We start from the raw sequence: 15337 nt of genomic DNA, 5'->3' as shown, positions 1-15337 counted from the left end.
GGTCCGAGCACGGTCGGGGCACGTACGGCGCCGGGAAAACCGCGCGCCGCCGGCCCCGGCCGACGGTTACGCTGCCGGTGCCCCGCCCACCGTCCGACTGGAGTCCCCATGAGCGAGCAGCCGTACACCGGGCCGGACGACCCCCGGGTCGCCGCCCTCCCGCTGGAGGAGTTCGCGTTCCCCGGACCGCTGCGCGACCAGCTCGTCGCGGCGGTCCTGAGCGGTGCCAAGACCAGCACCACCGGGCTGCTCGCCGACTACGAGCACGCGGGCGACCCGCTGCCGCAGGTGGACGTCCACCGGGCGGTGGTCGACTCGGACGGCCGGCCGGTCGCGGTGACCGTGACGACGGACGTCCGGGTCGTCCGTCTCGACGAGGTCGACCTCCGACACGCCCTGGACGAGGGCGAGGGCTACACGAGCGTGGCCGAGTGGCGCGCCGTGCACGAGCGGTTCTGGCACAGCGCGGAGATGCGCGCCGCCCTCGGTGACCCGGACTTCACCGTGGACGACGGCACGCCGGTGATCCTGGAGCGCTTCCGCCTGATCGCCGACCTGCGCTGAGCGGCACGGCGCTGAGCGGCACCGCGACGAGCAGCACGGCTCCGGCACCGCGACGAGCGGCACCGCGCCCCCCTCGGCCGGTCCGGATCATCCGGCCCGGACCGGCCCGCGGGGCGGTTCACGGCTTCGGTGAGGTCACCACTTCACGGTGCCTCCCATCGCGCGCATCTCCTTGGTGATGGTCTTCCACTTCTTCACCCGGGCCGAGGCCAGCCGGGCGTCCGAGCGGGAGGCGATCCACTCGCTCTCGCGCTGGAGCTTGCGGTAGCTCTCCATCCGGCGCTCCGGGAGCGTGCCGTCGGCCAGGGCGGCCTGGACGGCGCAGCCGGGCTCGGTGTGGTGGTTGCAGTCGTGGAAGCGGCACCCCTCGGCCAGCTCCTCGATGTCGGCGAAGGCCATCGCCACGCCCTCGCCGCCGTAGAGGCCGACCTCGCGCAGACCGGGGGTGTCGATCAGCACGCCGCCGCCGGGCAGCGGGATCAGCTCGCGGGTGGTCGTGGTGTGGCGGCCCTTCTGGTCGACCGCGCGGGCCTGCTGGACGGCCATGACGTCGGCGCCGGCCAGCACGTTGGTCAGGGTGGACTTGCCGACGCCGGACTGGCCGATCACGGCGGTGGTGCCGGGCGTGCAGGCGCGCAGCACGTCCACCCCCTCGCCGGTCTCGGCGCTGACCACCAGCACGGTGACGCCGGGCGCGATGGCCTCGACGTCGGCGCGGATGAACTCGGCGTCGTCCACCAGGTCGGCCTTGGTGAGCACGACCACCGGCTCGGCGCCGGACTCCCAGGCCAGGGCGAGGAACCGCTCGATCCGGCCGAGGTCGGGCTCGGCGGCGAGCGAGGCGGCGATCAGCACGGTGTCGACGTTGGCGGCCAGCACCTGGCCGTCGGAGCGCTTGCCGGCCACCTTGCGGATGATCGCGGTGGAACGCGGCAGCAGCGCCGCGACGGCCGGCATCGGCTGGGCCGCGAGGTCCACGGCCGCCCAGTCGCCGGTGCACGGGCAGTTGATCATGTCGGCGTCGCCGACCGGCCGGGTGTCGGCCCGGACGGTCCTCGGCTCGCCGGTCCCCGGGTCGACCAGGACGGCGTCGCACTGGCCCCGGTCGACCCGGACGATCCGGGCCGGGACGAGCCCGGCCTCGGCGAGCGGGGCGAAGTGCTCGGCGAACTCGTCCGTCCAGCCGTAGTCGGCCAGCGGGTCCGAGGAGTCCGAGGAAGCGGGGGTGAGGAGGGAAGACGGAACGGAGGCAGCGTTGAACAACGCAGTGGGCCCTTCGGGAGGAATGTGATCCCGCCGGGCTGCGGCTGCGCGCGCGGTTGGAGCGGCGTCAGCCGGCGGCCGGGAGGGAGAGGTGGTGTGTGCGAGCGCTGCCCGGGGCAGCCGTGACGACAACGACGATCACGTGGCTCACCTCCTGTTTCTCCTCGGGCCGACGCATGGACGGCCCCCGAACCGGACTGGTCACACCGTAGCGATCACCCGGTCCCCCGCCAACCGGTTTTCCACCTGCGGTTTCTCCACCCCGGAGCCACCCCGGAGCCACCCCGGAGGCGCCACGAGGCCACCCCGGAGGCGCCACGAGGCCACCCCGGAGCCACCCCCGGAGCCACCCGCGGAGCCCCCAGCGACCCCCGCACCGCCACTCACCCGCCCCCGGGACATCCCGTCACCGCAACCGCCACCGCGCCGCCCTCGTCCTGGAGGGTGCGCCGTCGGCACACCGCCCACGGGGGGTCGAGCGGGGTCGAACGGGGAGACGCGAACGGTGCTGAGCAGTGCACGCGGCGGGGGACGCGACGGTGGACGCCGCCGGGCCACCCGCCTGCGCAACGTCGAGCTCTTACTGCTGCTGCTCGCGGCGGCGGTCTGCCTGGCCGGGCACGTGGCCGCCGGTCTGGCGCTGACCGGCCGGGTGCCGCCCGGCCTGGCCGCGCACGGCGCCGGCCTGGGCGCCCTGGCGCTCGCGGCGCACCTGGCGGTGCGCCGGTTCGCCCCGTACGCGGACCCGTTGGTCCTGCCGCTCGCGGTGCTGCTGACCGGGTTCGGCCTGGTGCTGCTGGACCGCCTGGACTTCTCCTACAAGCTCGCCCACGCGGCCAAGGGCGACTGGCAGAAGGTCCCGGCCGCGCCGTCCCAGCTGACCTGGGTGGTGATCGCCGTGGTCGCGGCCGTGGTGCTGGTCGCGGCCGTCCGGCACCACCGCTTCTTCCAGCGCTACGTCTACCTGCTGATGACGGGCGCGCTGATCCTGCTGGCCGCCCCCGCGTTCTTCCCGGGGGACGTCTTCGGGGCGAAGCGCTGGATCATGATCGGCGGGATGTCGTTCCAGCCGGACGAGTTCGTCAAGGTGGCCATCACGATCTTCTTCGCCGGCTACCTGACGGCCTACGGGGACGTGCTGGCCCTGGCCGGCCGCCGGGTCTGGGGGCTGACCCTGCCGCGCGGGCGGCACCTCGGACCGGTGCTGGCGGTCTGGGTGGCCAGCCTGCTGGTGCTGGTCTTCGAACGCGACCTCGGCACCTCGCTGATCTTCTTCGGCGTCTTCGTGGTGATGCTCCACACCGCGACCGAGCGGACCGGCTGGATGGTGATCGGCCTGCTGCTGGCGGTCGGCGGCGCGGTCGTGGTCGGCGCCCTGGAGCCGCACGTGCACGGCCGGGTGGAGGCCTGGCTGCACCCGCTGGACTACTACCTCCCGAAGCACGACCCGGCACTGATCTCGGACCAGCCGGCCCAGGCGCTGTTCAGCCTGGGCACCGGCGGTCTGACCGGGACCGGGCTGGGCCTCGGCCACCCGTGGGAGATCGGCTTCGCCGGGCGCAGCGACTTCATCTTCACCACCGTCGGCGAGGAGCTGGGCCTCACCGGGGTGACGGCGGTCCTGCTGCTCTACGCGCTGCTGGTGCAGCGCGGGCTGCGGACGGCGGTCGGCCTGACCGACCCCTTCGGCAAGCTGCTGGCCACCGGGCTGTCGGCGGCGCTGGCGCTGCAGGTGTTCGTGGTGGTGGGCGGGGTCAGCGGGCTGATCCCGCTGACCGGCAAGGCGCTGCCGTTCCTGGCGGCCGGCGGTTCGTCGCTGCTGGCGAACTGGCTGATGACCGCCCTGCTGGTGAAGCTGAGCGACTCCGCCGGCCGGACGGCGCTGGAACCGGCCTGACCGGCCGGGGCCCGCGCCGGGGGCCGGCGTGGGCCCCGGGCACGAGCGGGTCCCACCGCGCGAACGCTCAGCGCTGGTCCCACGGCGGCCGCGGCGGGTGGCCGGGGACCGGGTATTCGGGCGGCGGCGCGGTCGGCCGGTCGCTGTCCGGTGGCGGCGGGGCCGGCCGGTGGTGCGGACCGCCCCCGCGGGTGCTGAGCCTGGCCCGGACGTTCTCGGCGGCGAGCACGTCGGCCCAGCGCTCGGGGTACTCGGAGGGCGGCTCGACGTCCTCGCCGTCGTCCTCCCAGTACTCCTCCTCGTTGCCCTCGGCGAGGCCCAGCTCGCGCGCCCGCCGGGCCCGCTCGACGGCGCGCCGGGCGGCGACCTCGCGGACCACCGCCGCGGCGGCCTCCTCGTGGGCGCGCTCGTTCTCGGCGCGGGCGTCGGCGGTCTCCAGGGTGGGCCAGCGGCGGTCTATGGCGGCGTTCATCGCGGCGCCGATCAGCACCGCGAGCGCGACCACGAAGATCCAGAGCAGCACCGCCACCGGCGCGGCCAGCGAGCCGTACACCGACGGGCCCTCGACCGAGCTGACCAGGTAGAGCCGCAGGGCCACGCTGCAGAAGACCAGCACCACCAGCGCGACCAGCGCGCCCGGGATGTCCTCCCGCCAGGGCGTGGAGACGGGCACGGCGAGGTGGTAGAGGGTGGTGAGGAAGACGATCAGCAGCAGGATCGCCACCGGCCAGTAGGCCGCGTTGACCAGGGTCGCGACGTCGGGCACCGCGTTCTGCACCAGCCCCGGTCCGGCCATCAGCAGCGGCAGCACCAGCGAGCCGATCACCAGGGCGCCGAGGTAGAGGCCGAGCGACATCAGCCGGGTCTTGACGATGCCGCGCTTGCCGTCCAGCCCGTACATCACGGTGATGGTGTCGATGAAGATGTAGAGCGCCCGGGAGCCGGACCAGAGCGACAGCAGGAAGCCGATCGAGACCAGGTCGGGCCTGGTGTGGTTGAAGACGTCGTCCAGCAGCGGTTTCACCACCTGCTGGATCGACGAGTCGGAGAGCACCGTCCCGGCAGCCGAGACGATGTCCGACTTCAGCTTGTCGATCGTCCCCGCGCCGAGGACGTCGTCCAGGTAGCCGAGGGTGCCGGCCAGGCAGAGCAGCAGCGGCGGGATGGACAGCAGCGTGAAGAACGCCGCCTCCGCGGCGAGGCCGGTGACCCGGTACTCGACGCAGGTGTTGGTGGTGTCCTTGATCAGGGCCCAGGCCGTGCTGCGCCAGGTGACCTGCTTGGCCGCCCGCCGGGAGCCCCTGCCCCGACGACGGGAGGGCCGCTCGGGGTTCGGTCTCGTCGTTTCGCCTGCCTCTTGCACAGGGCTAACGGTATCGGGCCTGGGCCGGTCCGTTGATCTCCGTGTCGCACCATGGCACGGGGGGCCGATCCGGGCGAGCGGCGGGAACGTCAGGCCATCTCGCCATCCGAAACCTTTGCGTCCAGAATACGGACGTTAGTGGACCGCACGTCGTGAGCCGTGCGAATCTCTTGCCATGCCTAGCGCCGGAACCACCCTAGTAGGTCGACTCCACGTCGATCTCCTTCGCGTGTCCAGCGCCATCTGTCCGGTGATCTGAGCCCCACCCCGCCGCCACCCACCGCACCCGGCGCCACCACCCCGCCATCCCCGCTGAAGCGGAGGCGCAGGCGCCCGCCCGGCCCCGGTCGCTGCTCTCCCGGACCTGACGAACCAGCAGGTCAAGCAGCACCGTACCGCCGAGCACGCCCAGCGACCGACCCGGCGTCAGAGCCACCTGCCCCGAAGGACTTCACCATGGCCACCACTCCCGAGACCGCCGAGCCCACGGCCGACCGCGCCGCCGCGCGCCGCCCCGCCGCGGCTCGCAAGGTGACCCGCCACCGTGGTGAGGGCCAGTGGGGCATGGGGCACTTCACTCCTCTGAACGCCAACGAGCAGTTCAAGAAGGACGACGACGGTCTCAATGTGCGGACACGCATTGAGACGATCTACGCGCACCGCGGCTTCGACTCGATCGACCCGGCCGACCTGCGCGGCCGGATGCGCTGGTGGGGTCTGTACACCCAGCGCAAGGAGGGCATCGACGGCGGCAAGACCGCGATCCTGGAGCCGCACGAGCTGGACGCCGAGTACTTCATGCTCCGGGTCCGCATCGACGGCGGCCGGCTGACCGTCGCCCAGCTCAGGGCGATCGCCGAGGTGTCCGAGCAGTACGGCCGCAACACCGCCGACCTGACCGACCGCCAGAACGTCCAGTACCACTGGATCCGGATCGAGGACGTCCCGGCGATCTGGCAGAAGCTGGAGGCCGTCGGCCTCTCCACCACCGAGGCCTGCGGCGACACCCCGCGCGTCATCCTCGGCTCCCCGGTGGCCGGCATCGCCGAGGACGAGATCATCGACGGCACCCCCGCCATCGAGGAGATCCAGCGCCGCTTCATCGGCAACAAGGACTTCTCCAACCTGCCGCGCAAGTTCAAGTCCGCCGTCTCCGGCTCCCCGCTGCTCGACGTCGCGCACGAGATCAACGACGTCGCCTTCGTCGGCGTGGTCCACCCCGAGCACGGCCCCGGCTTCGACCTCTGGGTCGGCGGCGGCCTCTCCACCAACCCGAAGCTCGGCGTCCGGCTGGGCGCGTGGGTCCCGCTGGACGAGGTCGCGGACGTCTACGGCGGCGTCATCGGCATCTTCCGGGACTACGGCTACCGCCGGCTGCGCAACCGCGCCCGGCTGAAGTTCCTGGTCGCCGACTGGGGCGTGGAGAAGTTCCGCCAGGTGCTGGAGGACGAGTACCTCAAGTACCGGCTGGTCGACGGCCCGGCGCCGCAGGAGCCCAGCGGCCGCTGGCGCGACCACGTCGGCGTCCACCGGCAGAAGGACGGCAAGTACTACGTCGGCTTCGCGCCGCGGGTCGGCCGGGTCGACGGGAAGCTGCTCGGGCAGATCGCCGACCTCGCCGCCGCCCACGGCAGCGACCGGCTGCGCACCACCGCCGAACAGAAGATGCTCGTCCTCGACATCGCCGAGGACCGGGTCGAATCGCTGGTCGCCGGTCTGGAGGCGCTCGACCTGCGGGTCACCCCGTCGCCGTTCCGCCGCGGCACCATGGCCTGCACCGGCATCGAGTACTGCAAGCTCGCCATCGTCGAGACCAAGGAGCGCGGCCGCACGCTCATCGACGAGCTGGAGAAGCGCCTCCCCGACTTCGAGGAGCCGCTGACCATCAACATCAACGGCTGCCCGAACGCCTGCGCCCGCATCCAGGTCGCCGACATCGGCCTCAAGGGGCAGCTGGTGACGGACGAGCAGGGCAACCAGGTCGAGGGCTACCAGGTCCACCTGGGCGGCGCGCTCGGGCTGGAGGCCGGCTTCGGCCGCAAGGTCCGCGGCCTCAAGGTCACCAAGGAGGGCCTGCCCGACTACGTCGAGCGCGTCCTGACCCGGTACCGGGCCGACCGCGCCGAGGGCGAGCGGTTCGCCCAGTGGACGGCCCGCGCCACCGAGGAGCAGCTGTCGTGAGTGAGAGAGCGGCACCGTTCTTCTGCCCCTACTGCGGGGACGAGGACCTGCGCCCGTCCGAGGCCGGACACGGCGCCTGGGAGTGCCACGGCTGCCGCCGCGCCTTCCAACTGAAGTTCCTCGGCCTGCTCGCACCGACCGACGGGGGTACCGCGCATGACCGGCACGACGACTGACCACGAGCAGCTGGCGCTGGAGGCCGGCCGCGAACTCGAGGAGGCGACCCCGCAGGAGATCCTGCAGTGGGCCGCCGACACGTTCGGCAAGCGGTTCTGCGTCACCTCCTCCATGGAGGACGCGGTCGTCGCGCACCTCGCCTCCTCGGTCCTCCCCGGCGTGGACGTGGTGTTCCTGGACACCGGCTACCACTTCGCGGAGACCATCGGCACCCGCGACGCGGTGGCCGCGGTGATGCCGGTCAACGTCATCACCCTCACGCCGCTGCAGACCGTGGCCGAGCAGGACGCCCAGTACGGGCCCCGCCTGCACGACCGCGACCCGGACCTGTGCTGCTCGCTGCGCAAGGTCGAGCCGCTCAACCGCGGCCTCGGCGCGTACGACGCCTGGGCCACCGGGCTGCGCCGCGACGAGTCGCCCACCCGGGCCGACACCCCGGTGGTCGCCTGGGACGCCAAGCGCCGCAAGGTCAAGCTCGCCCCGATCGCCCGCTGGACGCAGGAGGACGTGGACGCCTACGTCAACGCCCACGGCGTGCTGCTCAACCCGCTGCTGTGGGAGGGGTACACGTCGGTCGGCTGCTCCCCGCTCTCCTGCACCCGCAAGCCCGCCGAGGGCGAGGACGCCCGGGCCGGCCGCTGGTCCGGGTCCGGCAAGACCGAGTGCGGCATCCACCTCTGACCCGCCCCACCCCCTTCCGATCTCCAGGAGAACCCCGTGACGACCACCACCCCGGCCGCCGGCGGAGCCGCAGAGGCGGCCCCCGCGGCCGCCCCCTGCGAGCGCGGCGCCACCGTGTGGCTGACCGGGCTGCCGAGCGCCGGCAAGACCACGCTCGCCCTCGCCCTGGCCGAGCGGCTGCGCACCGAGGGCCACCGGGTGGAGGTGCTGGACGGCGACGAGATCCGCGAGTTCCTCTCCAAGGGCCTCGGCTTCACCCGCGAGGACCGGCACACCAACGTCACCCGGATCGGCTTCGTCGCCGAGAAGCTCGCCGCCAACGGCGTCAAGGTGCTCGCCCCGGTGATCGCCCCCTACGCGGACTCCCGCGCCGCCGTGCGGGAGCGCCACGACGCCCGGGGCACCGAGTTCCTGGAGATCCACGTCGCCACCCCCGTCGAGCTCTGCGCCGAGCGCGACGTCAAGGGGCTGTACGCGAAGCAGGCGGCCGGCCAGCTCGCCGGCCTGACCGGCGTCGACGACCCGTACGAGGCCCCCGCGGCCCCGGAGCTGCGGCTGCAGACCCAGGGCCGCCAGGTGGCCGAGAGCGCCGCCGAACTGCACGCCTTCCTGACCGAGAGGGGCCTCGCGTGACCACCGCGACCGACAACCTGGTCCAGACTCAGGAGAACCCCTTCGCGCTGTCCCACCTGGACGCGCTGGAGGCCGAGTCGGTGCACGTCTTCCGCGAGGTCGCGGGGGAGTTCGAGCGCCCGGTGATCCTCTTCTCCGGCGGCAAGGACTCCATCGTCATGCTGCACCTGGCGCTGAAGGCCTTCGCCCCGGCACCGGTCCCGTTCTCCCTGCTGCACGTCGACACGGGCCACAACTTCCCCGAGGTCATCGCCTACCGCGACCGCGTCGTCGCGCGGCACAACCTGCGCCTGCACGTCGCCCACGTCCAGGACTTCATCGACGACGGCCGGCTGCGCGAGCGCCCCGACGGCACCCGCAACCCGCTGCAGACCGTCCCGCTGCTGGACGCCATCGAGACCAACCGCTTCGACGCCGTCTTCGGCGGCGGCCGCCGCGACGAGGAGAAGGCCCGCGCCAAGGAGCGCGTCTTCTCCCTGCGCGACGAGTTCGGCGCCTGGGACCCGCGCCGCCAGCGCCCCGAGCTGTGGTCGCTGTACAACGGCCGGCACGCCGTCGGCGAGCACGTGCGCGTCTTCCCGCTCTCCAACTGGACCGAGCTGGACGTCTGGCAGTACATCGAGCGCGAGGGCATCGAACTCCCCGGGATCTACTACGCGCACGAGCGCGACGTCTTCTCCCGCAACGGCATGTGGCTGACGGCCGGCGAGTGGGGCGGCCCCAAGGAGAACGAGCCGGTCCAGCGCCGCCTGATCCGCTACCGCACGGTCGGCGACATGTCCTGCACCGGCGCCGTCGACTCCGACGCCACCGACATCCAGGCCGTCATCGCCGAGATCGCCGCCAGCCGCCTCACCGAGCGCGGCGCCACCCGCGCCGACGACAAGCTCTCCGAGGCCGCGATGGAAGACCGCAAGCGCGAGGGATACTTCTAATGAGCACCACCACCGGGACCAGCGCCACCTCCCTGCTGCGCTTCGCCACCGCCGGCTCCGTCGACGACGGCAAGTCCACCCTGGTCGGCCGCCTGCTGCACGACTCCAAGTCCGTGCTGGCCGACCAGCTGGAGGCCGTCGAGCACGCCTCCCGCAACCGCGGCCAGGACGCGCCCGACCTCGCGCTGCTCACCGACGGCCTGCGCGCCGAGCGCGAGCAGGGCATCACCATCGACGTCGCGTACCGCTACTTCGCCACCCCGCGGCGGCGGTTCATCCTCGCCGACACCCCCGGGCACGTGCAGTACACCCGGAACATGGTGACCGGCGCCTCCACCGCCGAGCTGGCCGTCGTCCTGGTCGACGCCCGCAACGGCGTCGTCGAGCAGACCCGCCGGCACGCCGCGGTCGCCGCGCTGCTGCGCGTCCCGCACGTGGTGCTGGCCGTCAACAAGATGGACCTGGTCGCGTACGCCGAGCCCGTCTTCGCCGCCATCGCCGAGGAGTTCACCGCCTACGCCGCCTCACTCGGCGTCAAGGACGTGGTGGCCGTCCCGATCTCCGCCCTCGCCGGCGACAACGTGGTCGAGCCGTCCGCGCACATGGACTGGTACGGCGGCCCGACCCTGCTGGAGCACCTGGAGACGGTGCCGGTCGGCAGCGACCCGAGCGTCGAGCCGACCCGCTTCCCGGTCCAGTACGTGATCCGCCCGCAGACCGAGGAGCACCCCGACTACCGCGGCTACGCCGGGCAGTTGGCCTCCGGCGTGCTGCGGGTCGGCGACCCCGTCACGGTGCTGCCCTCCGGCCACACCAGCACCGTCGCCGGCATCGACGCGCTCGGCAAGGAGACCGACATCGCCTGGGCCCCCCAGTCGGTCACCGTCCGCCTCGCCGACGACATCGACATCTCCCGCGGCGACCTGATCGCGGCCGGCCCCGCCCCGGTGCCCACCAAGGACATCGAGGCCACCGTCAGCCACCTCAACGAGCGCCCGCTGCGCGCCGGCGACAAGGTGCTGCTCAAGCACACCACCCGCACCGTGCGCGCGCTGGTCAAGGAGATCTCCTACCGGATCGACATCGACACCCTCGAACAGCGCTCCGGCGCCGAGGGGTTGAACGTCAACGACATCGGCCACGTGGTGCTGCGCACCGCCGAGCCGCTGGCGCTCGACGCCTACACCGACAACCGCCGGACCGGCTCGTTCCTGCTGATCGACCCGGCCGACGGCACCACCCTCACCGCCGGCATGGCGGGCGAGGCGTTCGACACCGTACGCGCCACCGACGCTTCCACAGAGGAGGACTGGGTCTGATGCCCAGCGAGGCGTTCTCGGGCATGGACAAGGAAGGCGGCCGCATCGGCAGCGGCGCCCTCGGCAGCGGCCAGGGCGGCCTGCCCCGATGTGGAGGCTGACAGGAGCGCCGCCTCCTGTCACCGGGCCGTCGCTCCCCCGACAGCCCGGCCCGCCCGGCAGTCCGATGCCGCGAGCACCACTTCCGCACTTCCTTCCCCCCATGAACAGGACGACTCCCATGGCAGTCAACACCGGGTTCCCCCATACCTCCGAGCGCCCCAACGGCGGCCGGATCAGACGCGCGGCCGCCGCGGCCGCCGCCGTGATCACCGCCGCCGGGCTGCTCTCGGCCTGCGGCTACGGCTCGAAGAGCGAGGACACCAAGGCCGGCACCCCCGCCCCGGCCGGCAGCTCCGCCGCCGGCGCGAAGCTCTCCGCCGACACGGTCAGGATCGGCTACTTCGCCAACCTGACCCACGGCACCCCGCTGGTCGGGCTCCAGGAGGGCATCCTCCAGAAGGAGCTGGGCGCCACCGGGATCAAGACCCAGGTCTTCAACGCGGGCCCGGCCGAGATCGAGGCGCTGAACGCCGGCTCCATCGACATCGGCTGGATCGGCCCCTCCCCCGCGATCAACGGCTACACCAAGTCCGAGGGCAAGTCGCTGAAGATCATCAGCGGTTCGGCCTCCGGCGGCGTCAAGCTGGTGGTCAACCCGGACAAGGTCACCTCGCTGGACGACCTCAAGGGCAAGAAGATCGCCACCCCGCAGCTGGGCAACACCCAGGACGTGGCGCTGCTCAACTACCTGGCGGGCAAGGGCTACAAGGTCGACGCCCAGTCCGGCGCCGGCGACGTGAGCGTGGTCCGCTCGGACAACAAGGTCACCCCGGACGCCTACAAGCAGGGCTCGATCGACGGCGCCTGGGTGCCCGAGCCGACCGCGTCCAAGCTGGTCACCCTCGGCGCGAAGGTCCTGCTCAACGAGAAGGACGTCTGGCCGGACAAGAAGTTCGTGATCACCAACATCATCGTCTCGCAGAAGTTCCTCACGGAGCACCCGGACGTGGTGGAGGCCGTGCTGCGCGGCTCGGTGAACACCAACGCCTTCATCAAGGCCAACCCGGACAAGGCCAAGGCCGACGCCAACGAGGCCATCAAGAAGGAGGCCGGCAACGCGCTGGAGCCGGCCGTCCTCGACCCGGCCTGGCAGGACATCGACTTCCTGGACGACCCGCTGGCCGCCACCCTGCAGGCCGAGGCCGACCACGCCGTCACCGCGGGTCTGCTCAAGAAGCCGAACCTCAACGGCATCTACGACCTGACCCTGCTCAACAAGGTGCTCGCCGCCCAGGGCCACGGCCCGGTGGCGGACGCCGGCCTCGGCACCAAGTAGCGCAGCCCGCGGCGGCCGCCCACGCCGCCGCGACCCAGCCCCGCGGTCCGGACCCCCGCCCTCCCGGTCGATGCCCGATCGATGCCCCCAGCTCACGGGACGGGCGGGGCCGGACCCCGGCTCCCACTTCGCTCTCAGCCAGACCACTCATGCAGGAGGTGCCCGGATGACCCCGGCACTGACCACCTCGGCGGACGCCACCGGCGCCGACGCCGGCGGCACCGCGCCCGCCGTCCGGATCTCGCACGTGCACAAGTCCTTCGGCCGCCCCGGCGCGCAGACGCACGTCCTGGACGACATCACCCTCGATGTCGCGCCCGGCGAGTTCGTCACGCTGCTCGGCGCCTCGGGCTGCGGCAAGTCCACCCTGCTCAATCTGGTCGCCGACCTCGACAAGCCCACCCGCGGCACGATCGAGGTGACCGGGGGTCGCCCCGCGCTGATGTTCCAGGAGCACGCGCTGTTCCCCTGGCTCACCGCCGGCAAGAACATCGAACTCGCCCTCAAGCTCGCCGGCGTCCCCCGCCCCGAGCGCAGGGCCGAGGCCGAGCGGCTGCTCGAACTCGTCCGCCTCCAGGGCTCGTACGGCAAGCGCGTCCACGAGCTCTCCGGCGGCATGCGCCAGCGCGTCGCGATGGCCCGCGCGCTCGCCCAGGGCGGCTCGGTGCTGCTCATGGACGAGCCGTTCGCCGCCCTCGACGCCATCACCCGGGACGTCCTGCACGACGAGATCACCCGGATCTGGGCCGAGCGGCGGCTCTCCGTCCTGTTCGTCACGCACAACGTGCGCGAGGCCGTCCGGCTCGCCCAGCGCGTCGTGCTGCTCTCCTCCCGCCCGGGCCGGGTCGCCCGCGAGTGGCGGATCGACCTGCCGCAGCCCCGCCGGATCGAGTCCGCCGGCGTCGCCGACCTGTCCATCGAGATCACCGAAGAACTGCGTGGGGAGATCCGTCGCCATGGCCAGCACTGACACCGCCCCGATCCTGGACAAGGCCCCCGTCTCCGACACCGCCGACGTCGGCGCCGGCCTGGACGCGCTGGACTCCGTCGCCGCACAGCGCAGTTCACTCGGCGACACGCTCCGGCAGAAGGCGCTGCCGCCGCTGCTCGGCGTCGTCCTGGTGCTCGCCCTCTGGCAGGGCGCCTACAGCCTGCACCTCACCAGTGCGTACAAGCTGCCCAGCCCGGCCGACGTCTGGAACGCCGCCGGTGACCTCTGGACGGCCGGCACGCTGTTCTCGATCATCTGGACCAGCGTCTGGCGCGGCCTCTCCGGCTTCCTGATAGCGCTCGCCATCGGCACCCCGATCGGCCTGCTGGTCGCCCGGGTCAAGCCGGTGCGGGCCGCGCTCGGCCCGGTCCTCTCCGGCCTCCAGTCGCTGCCCTCGGTCGCCTGGGTGCCGGCCGCGGTCATCTGGCTCGGCATCAACGACTCGATGATGTACGCGGTCATCCTGCTCGGCGCCGTCCCGTCCATCGCCAACGGCCTGGTGGCCGGCATCGACCAGGTGCCGCCGCTGTTCCTGCGGGCCGGCCGCACCATCGGCGCCACCGGTCTCGCCGGCGCCCGGCACATCCTGCTGCCGGCCGCGCTGCCCGGCTACCTGGCCGGCCTCAAGCAGGGCTGGGCGTTCTCCTGGCGCTCCCTGATGGCCGCCGAACTGGTCGCCTCCTCCCCCGACCTGGGCCTCGGCCTGGGCCGGTACCTGGAGAACCAGCGCGAGTTCTCCGACATGGCGGGCGTGCTGCTCGGCATCATCCTCATCCTCTTCGTCGGCATCGCCATCGAGCTGCTGGTGTTCACCCCGGTCGAGCGCCGGGTCCTGCGCAACCGCGGCCTGCTGGCCACCGTCAAGTAAGGCGCCCCCCATGCCCGAAGGCCGGCCGTCCGTCGCCCCCGCCACCCCGGTGGCGGCGGGCGGCCCCGCCCTGCTGCTGATCGCCCACGGCAGCCGCGACCCCCGGCACGCCGCGACCGTCGCCGCCCTGGTCGAGGAGGTCCGGGCGCTGCGTCCCGGGCTGGAGGTCGCCACCGCCTACCTGGACCACTGCGCGCCGCGGATCGCGCAGGTGGTCTCCCGGCTCGCCTCGGCCGTGGCCGTCCCGCTGCTGCTCAACCGCGCCTTCCACGCCAAGCACGACATCCCGGCCGCCCTGCGCGCCGCCGGCGGCGACCTGCCGGTCGCGGACGTGCTCGGGCCCTCCCCGCTGCTGCTCGACGCCCTGGACCGCCGGCTCGCCGAGGCCGGACCGGACCTCGCCTCCCCCGCCGTCCGCGCCCGCACCGGCGTCGTGCTGGCCGCCGCCGGCTCCTCCGACCCGGCCGCCGACGCCGCCACCCGGGCCGTCGCCGCCGAATGGCGCCGCACCCGCGGCTGGGCCGCCGTCGAGGTCGCCTACGCCTCCGCCGGCGGCCCGCGCGTCCCCGACGCCGTCGCCGCCCTGCGCGCCGTCCCGGCGGTCAGCCGGGTCGCCGTCGCCCCCTACCTCCTCGCCCCCGGCCGCCTCCCCGACCGCATCGCCGAGGCCGCCGCCGACGCCGACCTCCTCGCCGACGTCCTCGGCCCCGCCCCGGAACTCGCCGCCCTCCTGCTCCAGCGCTACGACGCCGCCCGCACCGGAGCCCGCCCCGCCCCGGCCCTCACCGCCTGAGCCCACTGCCCGGCGCTCATCGCGACGTCGGCGGCGCACGTCGCCTTCGCGCTCGCCGTGACCGACGCCTGGGGGGCGGTCTTCCGGGACGGCTTCTTCGCCTCGGTCACCGACCCGGACGCGGCGGACCACATGAAGCACGAGGCGACCGTCTGGTTCATGATCGGCGGGGACCGCGCTGCTCGCGCTCGGCCTGCTCGCCCGGCACCTGGCCCGCACCACCGGGAGGCTGCCGGCCCTGCTTGGCTGGATCCTGCTGGCGCTCGGGGTGCCGGTGTGCGCCGTCTACTTCCC

General features: G+C 73.1%; 15 protein-coding genes. 13 read left to right on the top strand and 2 right to left on the bottom strand.

Annotated elements, in window-relative coordinates; translation table 11 throughout:
• Positions 1-108: 108 nt before the first annotated feature.
• Complete coding sequence (locus ACFVHB_RS16075) at positions 109-564, top strand: ASCH domain-containing protein (protein WP_380321382.1); 456 nt, start codon at positions 109-111, stop codon at positions 562-564.
• A gap of 135 nt (positions 565-699) precedes the next feature.
• Here the strand turns inward: ACFVHB_RS16075 and rsgA are convergent, their stop codons facing one another.
• A complete protein-coding gene (gene rsgA, locus ACFVHB_RS16070) occupies positions 700-1827 on the bottom strand; it encodes a ribosome small subunit-dependent GTPase A (protein WP_380321379.1) in 1128 nt (375 codons plus the stop codon).
• A gap of 505 nt (positions 1828-2332) precedes the next feature.
• Here rsgA and ACFVHB_RS16065 point away from each other — a divergent pair.
• Positions 2333-3724, top strand: a complete 1392-nt coding sequence (locus ACFVHB_RS16065) for an FtsW/RodA/SpoVE family cell cycle protein (RefSeq protein WP_380321376.1) — start codon at positions 2333-2335, stop codon at positions 3722-3724.
• Between the two features lie 67 nt (positions 3725-3791).
• Here ACFVHB_RS16065 and ACFVHB_RS16060 read toward each other — a convergent pair whose 3' ends face one another.
• Positions 3792-5087 carry a YihY/virulence factor BrkB family protein gene (locus tag ACFVHB_RS16060; RefSeq protein WP_380321373.1) on the bottom strand — a complete coding sequence of 432 codons (1296 nt, stop codon included), beginning with the start codon at positions 5085-5087 and terminating at the stop codon, positions 3792-3794.
• 175 nt (positions 5088-5262) lie between these two features.
• Between ACFVHB_RS16060 and ACFVHB_RS16055 the strand changes: the two genes are divergently transcribed.
• The 11 genes from ACFVHB_RS16055 (at position 5263) to ACFVHB_RS16005 (ending at position 15043) form a co-directional block, all read left to right on the top strand.
• Positions 5263-5346, top strand: a complete 84-nt coding sequence (locus ACFVHB_RS16055; RefSeq protein WP_329492070.1) for a putative leader peptide — start codon at positions 5263-5265, stop codon at positions 5344-5346.
• A 197-nt stretch (positions 5347-5543) separates the two neighbouring features.
• Entirely contained in the window at positions 5544-7268 is a 1725-nt protein-coding gene (locus tag ACFVHB_RS16050; RefSeq protein WP_380321370.1) for a nitrite/sulfite reductase, read from the top strand.
• The gene (locus tag ACFVHB_RS16045) at positions 7265-7444 is read left to right on the top strand and encodes a hypothetical protein (protein WP_380321367.1); all 180 of its coding nucleotides are present in this window, start codon (positions 7265-7267) and stop codon (positions 7442-7444) included. The genes ACFVHB_RS16050 and ACFVHB_RS16045 overlap by 4 nt, the downstream gene beginning before the upstream one ends.
• A complete protein-coding gene (locus tag ACFVHB_RS16040) occupies positions 7425-8126 on the top strand; it encodes a phosphoadenylyl-sulfate reductase (protein ID WP_380321364.1) in 702 nt (233 codons plus the stop codon). Before ACFVHB_RS16045 ends, ACFVHB_RS16040 begins: the two co-directional genes overlap by 20 nt.
• Before the next feature lie 36 nt (positions 8127-8162).
• The gene (gene cysC, locus ACFVHB_RS16035) at positions 8163-8759 is read left to right on the top strand and encodes an adenylyl-sulfate kinase (RefSeq protein ID WP_380321361.1); all 597 of its coding nucleotides are present in this window, start codon (positions 8163-8165) and stop codon (positions 8757-8759) included.
• The gene (cysD, locus tag ACFVHB_RS16030; protein WP_380321359.1) at positions 8756-9694 is read left to right on the top strand and encodes a sulfate adenylyltransferase subunit CysD; all 939 of its coding nucleotides are present in this window, start codon (positions 8756-8758) and stop codon (positions 9692-9694) included. Before cysC ends, cysD begins: the two co-directional genes overlap by 4 nt.
• The gene (locus ACFVHB_RS16025; RefSeq protein WP_380321356.1) at positions 9694-11013 is read left to right on the top strand and encodes a sulfate adenylyltransferase subunit 1; all 1320 of its coding nucleotides are present in this window, start codon (positions 9694-9696) and stop codon (positions 11011-11013) included. Before cysD ends, ACFVHB_RS16025 begins: the two co-directional genes overlap by 1 nt.
• A 220-nt stretch (positions 11014-11233) precedes the next feature.
• Complete coding sequence (locus ACFVHB_RS16020; RefSeq protein WP_380321353.1) at positions 11234-12391, top strand: aliphatic sulfonate ABC transporter substrate-binding protein; 1158 nt, start codon at positions 11234-11236, stop codon at positions 12389-12391.
• Between the two features lie 166 nt (positions 12392-12557).
• Complete coding sequence (locus ACFVHB_RS16015) at positions 12558-13361, top strand: ABC transporter ATP-binding protein (protein ID WP_380321350.1); 804 nt, start codon at positions 12558-12560, stop codon at positions 13359-13361.
• Complete coding sequence (locus ACFVHB_RS16010; RefSeq protein ID WP_380321347.1) at positions 13348-14250, top strand: ABC transporter permease; 903 nt, start codon at positions 13348-13350, stop codon at positions 14248-14250. Before ACFVHB_RS16015 ends, ACFVHB_RS16010 begins: the two co-directional genes overlap by 14 nt.
• 10 nt (positions 14251-14260) lie before the next feature.
• A complete protein-coding gene (locus tag ACFVHB_RS16005; RefSeq protein WP_380321344.1) occupies positions 14261-15043 on the top strand; it encodes a sirohydrochlorin chelatase in 783 nt (260 codons plus the stop codon).
• Positions 15044-15337: the final 294 nt, after the last annotated feature.

The organism is Kitasatospora sp. NPDC127111, from assembly GCF_042677465.1.
GTDB lineage: Bacteria > Actinomycetota > Actinomycetes > Streptomycetales > Streptomycetaceae > Kitasatospora.
Note: the sequence above shows the minus strand (reverse complement) of the source record. Positions and strands in the feature narration are given on the sequence as shown.

Bases quoted from the DNA above. Each gene is read 5' to 3' on its own strand.
- ACFVHB_RS16075 (WP_380321382.1), top strand. From the start codon at position 109: ATGAGCGAGCAGCCGTACACCGGGCCGGACGACCCCCGGGTCGCCGCC.
- ACFVHB_RS16055 (WP_329492070.1), top strand. From the start codon at position 5,263: ATGCCTAGCGCCGGAACCACCCTAGTAGGTCGACTCCACGTCGATCTC.
- ACFVHB_RS16050 (WP_380321370.1), top strand. From the start codon at position 5,544: ATGGCCACCACTCCCGAGACCGCCGAGCCCACGGCCGACCGCGCCGCC.
- ACFVHB_RS16040 (WP_380321364.1), top strand. From the start codon at position 7,425: ATGACCGGCACGACGACTGACCACGAGCAGCTGGCGCTGGAGGCCGGC.
- ACFVHB_RS16025 (WP_380321356.1), top strand. From the start codon at position 9,694: ATGAGCACCACCACCGGGACCAGCGCCACCTCCCTGCTGCGCTTCGCC.
- ACFVHB_RS16020 (WP_380321353.1), top strand. From the start codon at position 11,234: ATGGCAGTCAACACCGGGTTCCCCCATACCTCCGAGCGCCCCAACGGC.
- ACFVHB_RS16015 (WP_380321350.1), top strand. From the start codon at position 12,558: ATGACCCCGGCACTGACCACCTCGGCGGACGCCACCGGCGCCGACGCC.
- ACFVHB_RS16010 (WP_380321347.1), top strand. From the start codon at position 13,348: ATGGCCAGCACTGACACCGCCCCGATCCTGGACAAGGCCCCCGTCTCC.
- ACFVHB_RS16005 (WP_380321344.1), top strand. From the start codon at position 14,261: ATGCCCGAAGGCCGGCCGTCCGTCGCCCCCGCCACCCCGGTGGCGGCG.